The sequence below is a fragment of the Marinobacterium litorale DSM 23545 genome (assembly GCF_000428985.1).
GTDB lineage: Bacteria > Pseudomonadota > Gammaproteobacteria > Pseudomonadales > Balneatricaceae > Marinobacterium_D > Marinobacterium_D litorale.
On record NZ_AUAZ01000026.1, the window covers coordinates 27061 to 41605 of the forward strand.

Annotated in this window: 8 protein-coding genes; 3 read left to right on the forward strand and 5 right to left on the reverse strand. The window is 57.9% G+C overall.

The window, feature by feature from the left end:
- Positions 1 to 83: 83 nt before the first annotated feature.
- Positions 84 to 935, reverse strand: a complete 852-nt coding sequence (locus G403_RS0116860) for a MurR/RpiR family transcriptional regulator (RefSeq protein ID WP_245578384.1) — start codon at positions 933 to 935, stop codon at positions 84 to 86.
- A 124-nt stretch (positions 936 to 1059) separates the two neighbouring features.
- Here G403_RS0116860 and puuE point away from each other — a divergent pair, with 124 nt between their 5' ends.
- From puuE to G403_RS23755, 3 genes are all read left to right on the forward strand, one after another.
- Complete coding sequence (gene puuE / locus G403_RS0116865; protein ID WP_027855021.1) at positions 1060 to 1989, forward strand: allantoinase PuuE; 930 nt, start codon at positions 1060 to 1062, stop codon at positions 1987 to 1989.
- Positions 1990 to 2268: 279 nt separating this feature from the next.
- Positions 2269 to 5682 carry an ammonium transporter gene (gene amt, locus G403_RS0116870; protein WP_027855022.1) on the forward strand — a complete coding sequence of 1138 codons (3414 nt, stop codon included), beginning with the start codon at positions 2269 to 2271 and terminating at the stop codon, positions 5680 to 5682.
- A gap of 83 nt (positions 5683 to 5765) precedes the next feature.
- Positions 5766 to 8456, forward strand: a complete 2691-nt coding sequence (locus tag G403_RS23755) for a glycosyltransferase (RefSeq protein WP_036234307.1) — start codon at positions 5766 to 5768, stop codon at positions 8454 to 8456.
- Here the strand turns inward: G403_RS23755 and G403_RS0116880 are convergent.
- The 4 genes from G403_RS0116880 to G403_RS0116895 all read right to left on the reverse strand — a co-directional run bounded on the left by G403_RS0116880 (position 8401) and on the right by G403_RS0116895 (position 14411).
- Positions 8401 to 9249, reverse strand: a complete 849-nt coding sequence (locus G403_RS0116880) for an urease accessory protein UreD (protein WP_027855023.1) — start codon at positions 9247 to 9249, stop codon at positions 8401 to 8403. The genes G403_RS23755 and G403_RS0116880 overlap by 56 nt on opposite strands.
- A gap of 87 nt (positions 9250 to 9336) precedes the next feature.
- Positions 9337 to 11484 (reverse strand): methyl-accepting chemotaxis protein, encoded by a 2148-nt coding sequence (locus tag G403_RS0116885; RefSeq protein WP_027855024.1) that lies wholly within the window; start codon positions 11482 to 11484, stop codon positions 9337 to 9339.
- Between the two features lie 258 nt (positions 11485 to 11742).
- On the reverse strand, positions 11743 to 13035 hold the full coding sequence (locus tag G403_RS0116890) for an NAD(P)/FAD-dependent oxidoreductase (RefSeq protein WP_051299189.1): 1293 nt from the start codon (positions 13033 to 13035) through the stop codon (positions 11743 to 11745).
- 29 nt (positions 13036 to 13064) lie between these two features.
- Positions 13065 to 14411 carry a glutamine synthetase family protein gene (locus G403_RS0116895; RefSeq protein ID WP_027855026.1) on the reverse strand — a complete coding sequence of 449 codons (1347 nt, stop codon included), beginning with the start codon at positions 14409 to 14411 and terminating at the stop codon, positions 13065 to 13067.
- Between the last annotated feature and the right edge of the window lie 134 nt (positions 14412 to 14545).

Consider the following 14545-nt stretch of genomic DNA (forward strand, 5'->3'; position numbering starts at 1 on the left):
TGGCACCTGCATCTCGGCTGCAGTGGCTGCCAGAACACTATAGAGGAACCTTCAGCTATATGTTTCGGCTCCGCGCTGAAGGCTCAGGTCAGATCCGGTACCCCGAGACTGATTTCGTCCAGGGCGTCATAGTAATGGCTGATCTTGGCGATGCGCTCACGGCCCACCTCGAGCCGCTGATGCAAGAGACGATTGACGAGAAGCGTGACCAGACACATGGGGGCTGCGTAGCTATCAAACGCGGAACGCGAATCTATTCGACATTCGAACCACCAGTTCGCACAGGTGCCATTCGGGGCCAGGGTTTCGTCGGCAACCAGCGCCCAGGGCGTATCGAGCCGATAAAGCTGGCGCAGAAGTGCATCAAACCCCTTGGGACGGCGGCGGAAGCCGAACACGATCAGCAGATCATCAGGCCCCAGGTCAGCCAGATCTTCACCGAGGGTTTGTCCGGGCTGAGGGACGAGCTGAACCGAACTGCGAATCTGCTGTAACTGCTGACGCAGATGCAGTGCCAGTGGATAGCTGTTGCGAAAGCCGAGAACAACAACACGCCGGGCCTGATCAAGTGCACGGACAAGACCATCCACCTGTGCCGTATCCAGGGACTGAAACAGACGGTGCAGATTGGCCTCTTCCTGATGCAGATGAGTATCGAAAGCCACCGTATCGACTTTCGCTTCGGTAACCGGAACACCCTGATGACGGAGCTTGCGGGCCAACTCGCGCCCTTCCCTGAATGAGGAAAAGCCGAGTCGCTTGAACAACCGGCTCACCGTTGCCTTGGACACACCGCACATCCTTGCCAGTTCCGCGGTATTAAAGAGCGCGAGATCTTCCGGGTGCGCCAGAATAAAATCAGCGATCAGCCGCTCTCGGGGTGTCAGACTGTCATACTGGAGTTGCAGTTTTTCATCGATGGTCGGTTCGGTCACAGCAGGCCTCATGCACACCGGGCCAGCCCCGGTGGCGGGATGGCCATCAAACGAACTATCTTAGCGGTCCGGACAGGGAGTCAACACCCCGGACCTTAAAATACGATGTATAAGGAGTGACGCGATGTCAGATTCAGCCTATCCGCGTGATCTAATCGGCTATGGCAAACAGCCCCCCGACGCTCGCTGGCCCGGCCGGGCACGCCTGGCCCTGCAATTCGTTCTGAACTATGAAGAGGGTGGTGAGAACTGCGTGTTGCATGGAGACCCCCATGCTGAAACCTTTCTTTCCGAGATCGCCGGTGCCCAACCCTACCCGGATCGCCACCTGAGCATGGAGTCGATTTACGAGTACGGATCCCGCGTCGGCGTATGGCGTATTCTGCGGGAGTTTGATCGGCGCGGACTACCACTCACGGTATTCGGCGTGGCAACCGCGCTTGCCCGCAACCCGGAGGTCACTCAGGCCTTTATCGAGGCGGGACATGAAATCGCAAGTCATGGCCTGCGCTGGATCCACTATCAGGAGATGTCGGCCGATGAAGAGCGCCGCCACCTGCAGGAGGCGATGCGAATTATTACCGAGTTGACCGGAACCGCACCACTGGGCTGGTATACCGGACGTGACTCCCCTAACACCCGCCGGCTGGTCGTTGAGCATGGCGGGCTATTGTACGACTCTGACTATTACGGCGACGATTTGCCGTTCTGGACTCAGGTCGAGACCACCAACGGCGAGTCACACGATCACCTGGTGGTACCCTATACGCTGGATTGCAATGATATGCGTTTTGCGTCTCCCCAGGGGTTCGCGGACGGTGACCAGTTCTTTAACTACCTGCGTGATAGTTTCGATACGCTGTACGCAGAAGGCGCACTTCAACCAAGGATGATGTCGGTGGGCCTGCATTGCCGTCTGGTCGGTCGCCCGGGCCGGTTCAGAGCGCTGCAGCGTTTCCTGGATCATGTTGAACGTCATCCCGATGTCTGGGTAACGCGTCGCGTCGATATTGCCCGGCACTGGATCAGCGAACACCCGCCGGCAAAGGTGTAGCTAAAAAGCGCGTTTAGCCAGCCTATACGCATACACTATGTATGGTTATATTCACTCTCTGCACCGTTGTGGCTCAAAAGTCCGACAAAGATGCTACAAAATGGTGGTTTTTCAACGACCAGGGGGTTTGAAAGTTCAATGGCATCAGGCTACAGCCCCCGTGTTGACCGGCCCGACAGAATTTTCTGTCACTATGGCGTATAAATTGCTCCGGTTATAAGAGGGAGATGCGCCTGCTGCCCGCCCTTCGGGAGGGGCGCAGGCAGGGAGTGATCGATAGTGTCCGACCAACAAGCGTTCAATGCACTCTGGCTGATGATTGCCGCTGTTCTCGTGCTCGTCATGCAGGGCGGTTTTCTTTGTCTCGAGTCGGGGCTGACCCGCAGTAAAAACGCCATCAACGTGGCGCTTAAAAACGCCTTTGACCTGCTGGTAACCACTGTGCTGTTCTGGCTGGTGGGCTTCAATCTGATGTTTGGCGCCCACCAAGGGTTCGATCTTGATTTTTCATTAATCGCAGCGGATTTCAGTAGCCTGAGCTTCTGGACCGCCAGCTTCTTCTTCTTTCAGCTGACGTTCTGTGCCACAGCGGCCACCATCGTATCCGGTGCGATAGCCGAGCGAACCCGCTTCAGTACTTACGTGCTGCTGACAGCATTGATCGCATTGATCGTCTATCCCGGTTTCGGTCACCTGGCCTGGGGCGGCGCCCTGTCCGGCCCCGCCGGTTGGCTGGGTGCCCAGGGGTTTGTGGATTTTGCAGGCAGTACCGTCGTCCATAGCCTTGGAGGCTGGGTAGCACTGGCCGCCATCATTGTGGTTGGCCCCCGTAAAGGCCGGTTTGTCGATGGCAAGGTGAACCAGATACCCGGCAGCAACCTGCCTTTCGCCATGCTGGGCATGATGTTTTTCATCATCGGCTGGATCGGTTTCAACGGCGGCAGCACTCTGGAATTCTCCGAGGCGATCCCCGGCATCATCGTGAATACACTGATCGCCGCGACAGTGGGCGGAATTACCGGCATGCTGCTGGGGCACTACCAGCCCGTAGGCAATCAGACTTCGCAACTCACGATCAACGGAACCCTGGCCGGCCTTGTCGCCATTACCGCCGGGTGCCACGCCGTCAGCACCCTTGAGGCGGCGTTAATCGGGGGCGTTGGCGCACTGTGCATGCGCCTGACCGAGCTTCTGTTAATCCGGCTGAAGCTCGACGACGCCATCTCAGCCACACCGGTTCACCTGGCCGCCGGGATCTGGGGCACGCTGGCTGTCGCTTTGTTCGGCGACGCGTCAGTTCTCGGTACCGGCCTGACCCGCCCTGAACAGCTGTTGGTTCAGATCAAGGGGATCCTGATCTGCGGCGCCTGGGCATTTTCACTGTCACTGGCCTTCCTGCTGGTGTTGCGCCGGTTTACCCCACTTCGGGTAACCGATGCCGCGGAGGATGAGGGCCTCAACAGCTCAGAGCACGGCGCGTCCACCGAGCTGACCGACCTGCTCAACGCCATGAACGAGCAGGAGCGTAGTGGCAACACCGAGCGCGCGGTACCGGTAGAGCCCTTCACCGAGGTGGGCCAAATCGCAAAAAAGTACAATCAGGTGATGAGCAAACTCAACCGCATGGTCGCGCGGACGCGATTGATCTTGAGAGACATGCGCGACGGCGTCATCACCTTCAGTGAACAGGGCATCATTACCAGTGTTAACCCCGGTGCGGAATCCATCTTCGGACGCAAACACCATCAACTGGTGGGGCAGTCGGTCGGCGTCCTGCTGCACGAGGAGTGCCGCGCACTCTATCCGCGTATCCAGACCGACAAGCTATTTGTACTGATTGCCACCAGCCAGAACGAAGGCCCCCATGAACTGATCGGCCGCGATGGCGCCGGCCAACCCCTTCAGATCGAAGTGACCACCTCGGCAAGCCCCACCGAAGAGGGCGTTCAGTACAGCGCCGTGATCCGTGACATCGGTGAGCGGAAACGGATGGAGGAACGTTTACACCGCCACTCCGAGCTTGCGCAGGTGACCCTGGAAGCGATCACTGAGGCGGTCATCACCTGTGATGCGGATATGAAAACGGTTTACCTGAACCCGGTTGCCAAGACGCTGACGGGCTGGCGGCCCGATGACGCCTTCGGCCAGCCCATCGATCAGGTAATCCGACTTCAGCATGAAGCGGGCGATAACGTCTCTATCGCTGCGCTCTGCCGTGATAGCGAACCCGCCGGTGAGTACCGCCAGCTGCGGCTGCTGGGCGCGAACGGTGAACGCGCTCTGGTGCAGCTTAATTGCGCCCCCCTGCGTGATGCGTCCGGCAGGGGCGTGGGCTGGGTCATCGCCATGCAGGACATCACCCAGAACAGTGAACTGCAGGCCAAGCTGACCTTCCAGGCGGTTCACGACGCGTTAACCGGCCTGATCAACCGGCGCGAGTTTGAGCGGCGGCTCGATCAACTGATTATCGCGGCTCGTGCTGATAAAACCGAACACCTGATCTGCTACCTCGATCTGGACCAGTTCAAGCTGGTCAACGATACCTGTGGTCACCGGGCGGGTGATGCCCTGCTGCGCCAGCTCTCGCAGGAGCTCAAACCGATACTGCGCCAGAATGATACCTTTGCCCGCCTTGGCGGCGACGAATTCGGTATTCTGCTGGGTAACTGTCCGGTGGAGCGCGGCCGCCTGATCGCCGAACAGCTGCGCCAGACAGTCAAGGATTTCCGCTTTCCCTGGGAGGGACAGGTATTTTCTGTCGGCGTCAGTATCGGCCTGGTGCCGTTTGGCCCCGACTGTGAATCACTGGATGAACTTCTGAGTCTGGCCGATGCTGCCTGCTATGCCGCCAAAGATGCCGGGCGTAACCGTGTCCATCTGTATGAGCCCGATGACAGTGAGCTCAGCCACCGCAAAGGACAGATGCAGTGGGCGGCAAACATTCAGCAGGCGATCGATACCGACCGCTTCCGTCTGTTCTTCCAGACCATTGAACCACTCAAACCCGATACCGCCGCGGCACCGCATATCGAGATCTTTGTGCGGATGCTTGATGAGCGTAACAGCCTTATTCCTCCCGGCGCCTTTGTCCCCGCTGCCGAGCGTTATGACCTGATGCCCCAGATCGACCAGTGGGTCATCCGTAACACACTGGCCTGGCTCGGCGATCGCCTCCATGCAGAGAACAACCCGATCCAGTGCGCGATCAACCTGTCCGGCGTCTCCATTGGCAACGTCGAGTGCCTGGAAGCGATCAAACGCGACATTGAACGTCACCGGATACCGGCACACTACCTCTGCTTTGAGATCACCGAGACCGCCGCCATGTCAGACCCGGAAGCGGCTCGCGCGTTCATCAATGAGCTGAAGTCGCTGGGCTGTCGTTTTGCACTGGATGATTTCGGCAGCGGCCTCTCCTCTTTCGGTTATCTGAAAAAACTGCCGGTGGATTATCTGAAGATCGACGGTATTTTCATTCGCGACCTGGCCAATAACGAGATTGACCAGGCGATGGTGGCATCGATTAACAACATCGCTCATATCATGGGTCTCAAGACCGTCGCAGAATTTGTCGAAGATAAGAAAACACTGGGACTGCTGCGTCAGATAGGCGTCGACTTCGCACAGGGATACCTGCTCAGCGCACCCAGCCCTCTGGAGCAGTTGGGACAGGTCCGCGTGATGCCTCGCTGATTTAGCAAAGCGGCCACTGTCACCGTGACGCAACCTGTTGGGGCTAAGCTGGGTGAGCGTTGAATACCCAGTGGAGCCCGTTGATGCCATCCTCCTTCTACCGCGATATTCGCGACCAATACGAACATTTCCTCAGTAAGGCCGATGGCGGTGTGGATACCCATAACCGCCTGCGGATCGATCTGCATTGCCATGACCGCAACAGCGATATCCCTGATGAGCTTTGGGGCCGGTTACTGCGGCTACCCGAAACCTGGCTGGAAACCGATCAATTGGTGAACGCACTAAACCGCGCCGGAACCGACCTTATAACCGTTACCAACCACAATAATGCACGCTCCTGCTGGTCGCTGATTGAAGCGGGCCAATCGGTACTCACCGGCTGTGAGTTCACCTGTCACTTTCCCGGCGAGGCGCTCAGCGTCCATGTACTGATCTATGGATTTTCTCCGCAACAGGAGCAGATGCTGAACGACTTGCGCCACGACATTTACGCGTTCTGTGCCTATGCCCGTCAGCAGGACCTGCCCACGGTACTGCCCCACCCCCTGTTTTTTTACAGTCATGGCAACCGCGTATCCACCGAGGTTCTGGAGCGCTTTGCACTGCTGTTCGAGCGCTTTGAAGTCCTCAACGGCCAGCGCGGCTACTGGCAGAACTTGCTGACGCTACGCTGGGTACAGAGCCTGACGCCTGAGAAGATCGATCGTTGGGCACGCAAGCATAACCTGAATCCCTACGATTACTGTCGCGATCCCTATCGCAAACGACTGACCGGCGGCTCCGATGATCATAACGGTCTCTTTGCCGGTCGCTGCGGCACGCTGCTGGAGATCCCGGACCTGCAAGCCAGGCTATCGGCCGGAGCAAGCAAGGCCGAGCTGGCGCTGGAGGCGCTGAAAGACGGACGCATCGCCCCCTACGGGTTTGTCGGCGAGGAGGAAAAACTGACCACCACCTTCCTGGACTACTTCGCTCAAGTGGTACTCAATATGGAAGATCCGGGCCTGATACGAATGTTGTTGCACAAGGGCTCGCTGAAGGATCGTTTAATCTGCCTGGGCCTGAGCAATGTGCTGCAGGAACTGAAGCGGCACAAATACACACTCACCTTTCTGGATACCTTTCATCAGGCACTCAAGGGTAAAAAGCCCAAGATGCTGGTTAATCTCGGCGTTTCCAGTGAATTTAAACCCACCCTTAAACTGATCAAGCAGATCGCACGCACGCAGCGCGACACCCCCGAACGGTTTCCGGAAGTGCTGCGTGAAGCGATACCGGACCTGCATCGACAGATCAGTAAAACATTCTTCAGCCGTGTTCATGACGAGCTGGATAAGCTGGACACCCACGCCCTGTCATCAATCCCGGTCGACGAGATGGTCCGTATGCTGGAGGTGCCCTCCTACTTCCGGGCGCTGTTCTCATCGGAGAAGAGTAACGGGCGGGATATGTCACAGGTGGATCTGGCAAAGCTGCTGGACAAGCTCACTTTTCCGGCCCTATCGGCCGGAGTTGTCGCTGGCGCCGCCTTCGCCAGTACCCGTGTTCTCTACAGTAACCGAAGATTCCTGGATCAGCTTGCTGAGCAGCTGGAAATACCCGGTCATCCGCAACGGATTCTCTGGCTAACCGACACCTTTGCGGATCGCAACGGGGTTTCCTCCGCCCTGCGCGACACCCTGACCCAGGTGCAGGAGAAAGGACTGCCGATCGATCTGCTGGTATGTCACCCCACTCTCAAACCGCAACCGCACCTCCAGGTGATCCGCCCTATCAGCTCGTTTGACTTCAACCAGCTGGGCGAGCAAACCATCCATGTACCGGACCTGCTCGAGGTGCAGAAACTGTTCGAACAGGGCGGCTATGACCGCATTATCTGCTCCACCGAACTCTGCATGGGGCCCGTGGCCCTCTATCTAAAGCATGCCTACTCGGTACCGGCGTGGTTCTATATGCACACAGACTGGCTGGAGTTTATCAACCGAAAGACGGGGCTGGATCACCACTTTCAGGATCGCATTCGCCGCCTGATTCGTGCATTTTATCATCAGTTCGACGGAATCTTTGCGCTGAATGATGAACACCGCTCCTGGCTGACGGGCCCGGAAATAGACCTGCCTGAGGAACGGGTCAAACTCACCGCTCACTGGGCAAATACCAGCACCTCAACCGCAAGCCTGGTACCGCGCGTTGAGAATGATCATCCGATCCTGCTGTATGTAGGCCGCCTGAGCGAAGAGAAAGGAGTGATGGATCTGGCCCCTATCTGGCAGCAGATCAGGGAAGCGCATCCCGGTGCCCAGCTCTGGGTTGCCGGCAGCGGACCGGCGGAAAAGAAGCTGCGCAAAAAGCTGCCCGAGGCGATGTTTTTCGGCTGGCTGGAGCAGTCCCAGATCCCTCAGCTTTACCAGCAGGCCGATCTGCTGCTGCTTCCTTCCCGTTTCGACACCTTCGGGTGCGTCATTCTGGAAGCGATGCGTTCGGGTTTGCCCACTCTGGCATACAACTGCAAAGGACCCGCTTCGATCATCCAGGCCGGTCGCAGTGGACTGCTGGCGAACTCTCTGGACGACATGGCGGAACAGGCGGTGGCCTATCTCGCCAACCCCGGCGCCCAGGGTAATCTGAGAGTGGGCGCCCTGGCACGCTGCCTGGATTACGCGCCCGAGCGCATCCTGAGCGATCTGCTACGGGACATGGGAATGGAGCCGCCGGTCAGGTTGACCAGATCCGAGGCGGCACTGCAGCTCGCCCCGCCAACAACGGCCTGACAGCGCTCCAGATCGCAGATAACAGCCGCAGCATGGGCTCCGTACCGGGGCCCAGAAGGCGAACGGCAATCACGCCATCAACCCATGTCGCACCGGCTTCCAATCCGCTTGAGTGGGCTTCGACCTGCGCCCTGACCTGATCGAGTATCTCGTCGGCGCGGGACGGGTCCCAACCCGGCACGATCAGCATGGTCGCCTGCATCGGGTAACCGCGCATACCGGAGGCCGCCTGAATCAGGCGCTCCCCCTGAGTGCGAAGCTGGTCAATCAGCACCAGTTCGCCATCAATCGACAGCCGGGTGGATGCGTTGACCGCTCCGGTATCAAACGCCTCACTGATGGCGGGTCGACCCAAACACTGCATATCCCAACCGATAAACGCCGCCCCGGACTCAAGCTCAATGCGGGTTTCGACCTGCGCCCGGGCATCAGGGAAGAAGATATTTTCCTGGGGCATCCATTCCAGCAGCCCCCCTGCTGCGACCTCAAGGGTTTGCACCTGGGTTGCCAGACGACCACCGGAGCGGTAGAACTTGGTCGCACCGGGTGTTGTAATCAGGGCTTTGGCATCGGCCTCCACCGCAATCCGAATATCCAGGCTGTCACTCCCAACCACCCCGCCCGGCGGGTGCAGCAGATAGGTGTGACACACCTCGCCTTCCGGGTAAAACGGGCGCTGGACTGCCAGAGGGCCGTGCCGCTCACGTTCGATTATTCGAGTACAACCGCCGCGCTGTGCGTACCTGAGCCGCAGCAGCGCTTCCCAGCCAGCGGGCTTGGCTAACATATTCATCCTTCATCCCTTATCCATGCCCGCCTTAAAACCGGCAGGCCTACCCCTCGTCTAACGTACATACTATACAGGGTGTTATTCGGTTGCTCACTGCGTTGAGACTTCAAACGAGCCCACCAGCTGCTGCAGTTTATCGGCGGTAATCCGGGTCTGATCAGAGCTGGTCTGCAGGGCTCGGATCGACGCGCGCATCTCTGTACTGATCTGCGAGACGCCCTGCGCCGTCTCGCCATTACGCTGACTGTTCTCATCGATATGCTTGATGATATCGAACATCTGCTCGACCAGATCGTGCAGGCGGGCGTTATCGGCAGATGCATCCTGGGTCATCCGCAGGTTCTGGTCCACATCTTCAACCCCCTTTTCCATAAACCGAACGGCATCACCGCTTTCGTTCTGAATGCTTTCGATCTTGCTGCCGATATCCTGAGCTGCGGCTTCTGTCCGCGCAGCCAGCCGTCGTACCTCATCGGCCACCACCGAAAAGCCCCGCCCATGCTCGCCGGCACGCGCGGCCTCGATGGCTGCATTCAGGGCCAGCAGATTGGTCTGCGCCGTAATATCCGTGATCACATCGACAATCTCACCAATCTCCGAGGTGCTCTCATTCAGACCCTGAACACGCTGCGCGGAGGTCTCCACCACATCGCGTATGGTCTGGGTGCCGGCACGTGCGCTTTCGTAGCTGCGACGCGCTTCCTCGACCACCTCTTCCATCGCCTGGCGCATTTCGCCTGCGGTAATGGAGGCTCGGGAGATATCTTCCAGCTGCTGGGAGACCAGCCCCATCATTTCGTCGATCGCCTGATTCACTTTATTGGCCGAGTGGTGGGCGACCTGGTTGCGCGACTGCATGATGTTGCTGTTCTTCTCGACCCCGTCAGCGGCTTTGATCACCTGACCGACGATAGCATCCAGATTATCGACAAAGCTGTTGATCCAGCGCGACAGATCGTTGGTCTCATCATTGGACATACGCTCGGTATCGATACGCTGGCGCAGATTTCCCTCGCCTTCGGCTAGCGTCCGAATCACATCGGTCATCCGTCCCATCCGGCGCGCCAACCGCTTGGGTCCAAAAGCCATATAGCCGAGCGCGGCAACTGCCATCATACCGCCCTGCATCAAGTAGGAGGACCAGTCCGGCATCTCGACCAGATGCTGAATTGCTGAACTGACACCCCAGGCGCCACCGATCATGAGCGTCAGCAGTCGACCTTGCTTATAGCTGACGGAACGACGGCGGTACACCTCCTCCAGATCGGCTTCGCACATCATCCCCCAGCGGTCGGGGGACCCGGGCATCTGAAAGGTTACCCCTTTACCGATCACCGGAATGTGCCGGTAATCGGAGTAACCGGGGTAGAGAATATAGAGATTTTCACCGTTACGGATCGTCTCTCGAACCCCGGGATGAAGCTGACCGGTAGCCGGGTCGGTAAAACGGATCTCGAACTCGGTGTGCTTGCGGACCTGAACAGTCCCGAAGTCGGTATGGATACCGCTTTTCAGGTTCTCGCCGTGGGCAAAGGTATCATCCTCAAAGCGCGAACGTGACAAAGCGATCCCCTGAGCGATGGACCGGTCGAAGTGGGACTCCACCATGAACAGATAGTTGTCGCCGGACTCGGGATAGATATGACCGGCTTCACGTTGAATCAGATCACCGATGACATCGTTCGGCACCCGACCACACAAACAGCCTTTCACCTCGGAGTCGATAATCAGCGGTTGATAGAACATCAGCGTGACCTGATCATGAAACTTGGAGCTTGAAGGACCGATCTGCTCGGTCAGCGGATCGGTATACGGGCCGTGCAGGAACGGCCTTTTCAGCCCTTCTGACAAGGCTTTTTCATCACGAACTACAGAACCCGCGCGCCCTGCAAGCGTGGAGTGGGCGATCTGACCGTCAGCTCGGACAAAAAACAGCTCCGAGAAATCATCAGCCTGTTTCAGCTTGGCGTTAAACAGATCGGCATCGATCTCCGGGTAGTGATCCGCCAACTGATCAGCCAGGCTCTCCAGATGGCTCCACTGAGTGCGCGCCCAGCGTTGAAGCAGTCCCACCCGAATCCGGGCGACACCCTCAAAGGTATGCTCAAGCACCTCGGTGGCATCGCGGTTCAGCCAGCAGGACCAGCGCATCTTCAGTTTTCCGGTCGCCCCGAGCCAGGGTAGCCAGCGGCGTTCAGCGGGGGACAGGTTCATCTGGTGGCTTTTAAGCGACTTCATTGCATACCTCATCAAGAAAATGACGGAGACAACAAAGCAAGCTCTGAGCCAAAAAGGTGCACTATAAAACAGACACTTAGAGGACTAAAACCCGCATGAACGCACCATAGAAGCGCAAACTGATTATTATTTAGACGATTTCAGGTTTTATTTGGTGCGTTTTTATAACCATTCATTATAAATGGGCATTATTCCTACCAGTGATAAATTTTTATTTCCACCTATTGCAGACAAAACAAAGCCATGCACCAAAATCGATCATAGACCGAGACGATCTCGTAGCGTGTAGTACCAGGCCCCCAATGCACTGAACGGCGCCTGGAGCAAGTGCCCGCCGGGAAACGGGTAATGCCGCAGCGAGGCAAATGCATCGAATCGGCGAGTGTTTCCGCCAATCGCCTCACTCAAGATCCGCCCAGCCAGGTGGGTGTAGGTCACACCATGGCCGCTGCAACCCTGGGAATACAGAATATTGTTGCCCAGACGCCCCACTTGAGGCAGACGTGAAAGCGTCATCAGGAAATTGCCGGTCCAGCGGTATTCGATATTCACACCGTCAAGCTGAGGAAAGGTGCGCAGCATCTTGGGCCGTATCAGCCGATCGATGTCCGCCGGATCGCGGGCACCATAGACAACCCCTCCGCCATAGAGCAGCCGCCGGTCTGCAGAAAGACGGTAGTAATCGAGCAGGTAGTTACAATCTTCGACACACTCGCCACCGGGTATCAAGGAGGCAGCCAGCGTGTCAGGCAGGGGCTCGGTCGCGATCATCTGGGTGCCACAGGGCATCGATTTGGCCTTGAGTTCGGGCACCAAACCCCCGAGATAGGCGTTACCGGCGATTACCAGAACACGTGCCCGAATCTGTCCATGAGCGGTGCGAACCACCGGCCTGACACCGCGTTCGATGGCGATCACTTCAGACTGTTCATAGATTCGGCCACCCAGTTTCTGTACTGCCCGAGCCTCGCCCAGTGCGAGATTCAGCGGATGAATATGACCGCTCCCCTGATCCAGCAGTCCCCCGACATAGCGCTGTGTCGCGACTTTGTCCCGTATTCCGTCGCCATCGAGCAGCTGGAGTTGCTTATAGCCATAGCGCTCCCAGAGCGCCTTCTGCCTGGTCAGTTCCTCCATTTGCCGGCTGTTCAGGGCCGCAAAAATACCGCCCTGCTTCAGATCACACTGAATGTCATAGCGGTCGATCAACTCACGGATAATCCGGCCGCCTTCAAAGGCCATAGCACCAAGTTCAGTGGCCACTCGCGCACCTGCCGTGCGCTCGATCACATCGATATCCCGGCTATAGCTGTTAACGATCTGGCCGCCATTGCGCCCGGATGCGCCCCAACCCACCCTTGCCGCTTCAACAACGGTCACATCGTGCCCCTGCTCCAGCAGATGCAGTGCGGTCGAGAGCCCCGTGTAACCGGCGCCTATGACACAGACTTCGGTCTCCTGATCCCCTTCAAGGGCGGGTGCCTGAAGCGGATTGTTCGCGGAAGCCGCATAGTAAGACGGGGGATAACGGGTATCGCTGATACTGGCCATGACAGGCTCTCCGCAACAAAACGACGCAGTTAGACACTGAGCAGCAGGAACTCACGCTCCCACGAACTGATGACACGTTTGAAGTTTTCGTGCTCTGCCCGCTTCACCGCCACATAGCCTTCGGTGAACGCGCGTCCCAGGTAGCGCTGGGCAACGGCCGACTGCTCCATCTCCTCGACCGCACTTTCAATGGTGGTCGGCAAGGAGAAGTTCTTCAAATCGTAGGCCCGCCCCTGGCAAGGTGCGGAAGGAACCACCTTTTCCATCATGCCGATATAGCCACACAACAGGCTGGCTGCGATGGCCAGATACGCATTGGCATCGGCGCCTGCAAGGCGGTTTTCCAGGCGCCTGTTGTCCGCATCGGATTCAGGGATCCGCAGGCCACAGGTCCGGTTGGCATGGCCCCACTCCACATTGACCGGTGCCGAGGTGTCGGGCAGAAAGCGTCTGAACGAGTTGACGTTGGGCGCCAGCAACGGCAGAAGTTCCGGGATGTAACGTTGCATACCGCCGATGTGATAGCGGAACAGCTGGCTCATCTCACCGTTTTCATCACTGAAGATATTGCGCCCGGTGTTTACATCCAAAATACTCTGATGCAGGTGCATGGCACTGCCCGGCTCATTGGTGATCGGCTTAGCCATAAACGTAGCCAGCACATTGTGCTTCATCGCGGCCTCGCGCATGGTGCGTTTAAACACCTGCACATGGTCGGCCAGCATCAGTGGGTCGCCATGGAGGAAGTTGATCTCCATCTGCGCGGTCCCCTCTTCGTGGATCAGGGTATCGATCTCCAGCCCCTGATATTCACACCAGTCGTACATATCCTCGAACAGCGGATCGAACTCATTGGCCGCTTCGATAGAGAACGACTGGCGCCCGGTCTCCGGGCGTCCTGAGCGGCCTATCGGCGGTTGTAATGGCACATCCGGATCATCGCTGCGTTTGGTCAGGTAAAACTCCATCTCCGGAGCCACAACCGGCTTCCAACCCTGCTGATCATAGAGTGCCAGAACCCGTTTCAGGACGTTGCGGGGCGACAGTTCAATGGGGTTGCCATCCCGGTCGTAGGTATCATGGATCACCTGAGCGGTGGGCTCCTGAGTCCAGGGCAGCAGGAAAACCGCATCCGGGTCCGGCTGGCACACCATATCGATATCCGCCGGATCAAGCAGCGAGTAGTAGATATCGTCATCGATCCAGTCACCGGTCACCGTCTGCAGCAAAACGCTCTCCGGCAGATGCATCCCGCGCTCGTACAGAAACTTGTCCACGGGCGTTATTTTGCCACGCACGATTCCGGTCAGATCGCTGACCACACACTCCACCTCGGTGACTCTGTTTTCCTTGAGCCAGGTAGCCAGACGCTGCATTGAATCCCCCTGTGTATTGCTTCAGACGCCGCCCAACCGCGCCACGCGGCGTTCGGCTATTGCGCATGACGTTACAACCAAAGTCAGTGCTAAGCAATCGGCGGAAGAGACAAGTAACGGCCTAAAGCCGCTGT

Excerpts from the sequence above, each read along its gene's own strand:
- puuE (WP_027855021.1), top strand. The coding sequence starts at position 1,060 with ATGTCAGATTCAGCCTATCCGCGTGATCTAATCGGCTATGGCAAACAG.
- G403_RS0116895 (WP_027855026.1), bottom strand. The coding sequence starts at position 14,411 with ATGCAGCGTCTGGCTACCTGGCTCAAGGAAAACAGAGTCACCGAGGTG.
- G403_RS0116885 (WP_027855024.1), bottom strand. The coding sequence starts at position 11,484 with ATGAAGTCGCTTAAAAGCCACCAGATGAACCTGTCCCCCGCTGAACGC.
- G403_RS0116890 (WP_051299189.1), bottom strand. The coding sequence starts at position 13,035 with ATGGCCAGTATCAGCGATACCCGTTATCCCCCGTCTTACTATGCGGCT.
- G403_RS0116880 (WP_027855023.1), bottom strand. The coding sequence starts at position 9,249 with ATGAATATGTTAGCCAAGCCCGCTGGCTGGGAAGCGCTGCTGCGGCTC.
- G403_RS23755 (WP_036234307.1), top strand. The coding sequence starts at position 5,766 with ATGCCATCCTCCTTCTACCGCGATATTCGCGACCAATACGAACATTTC.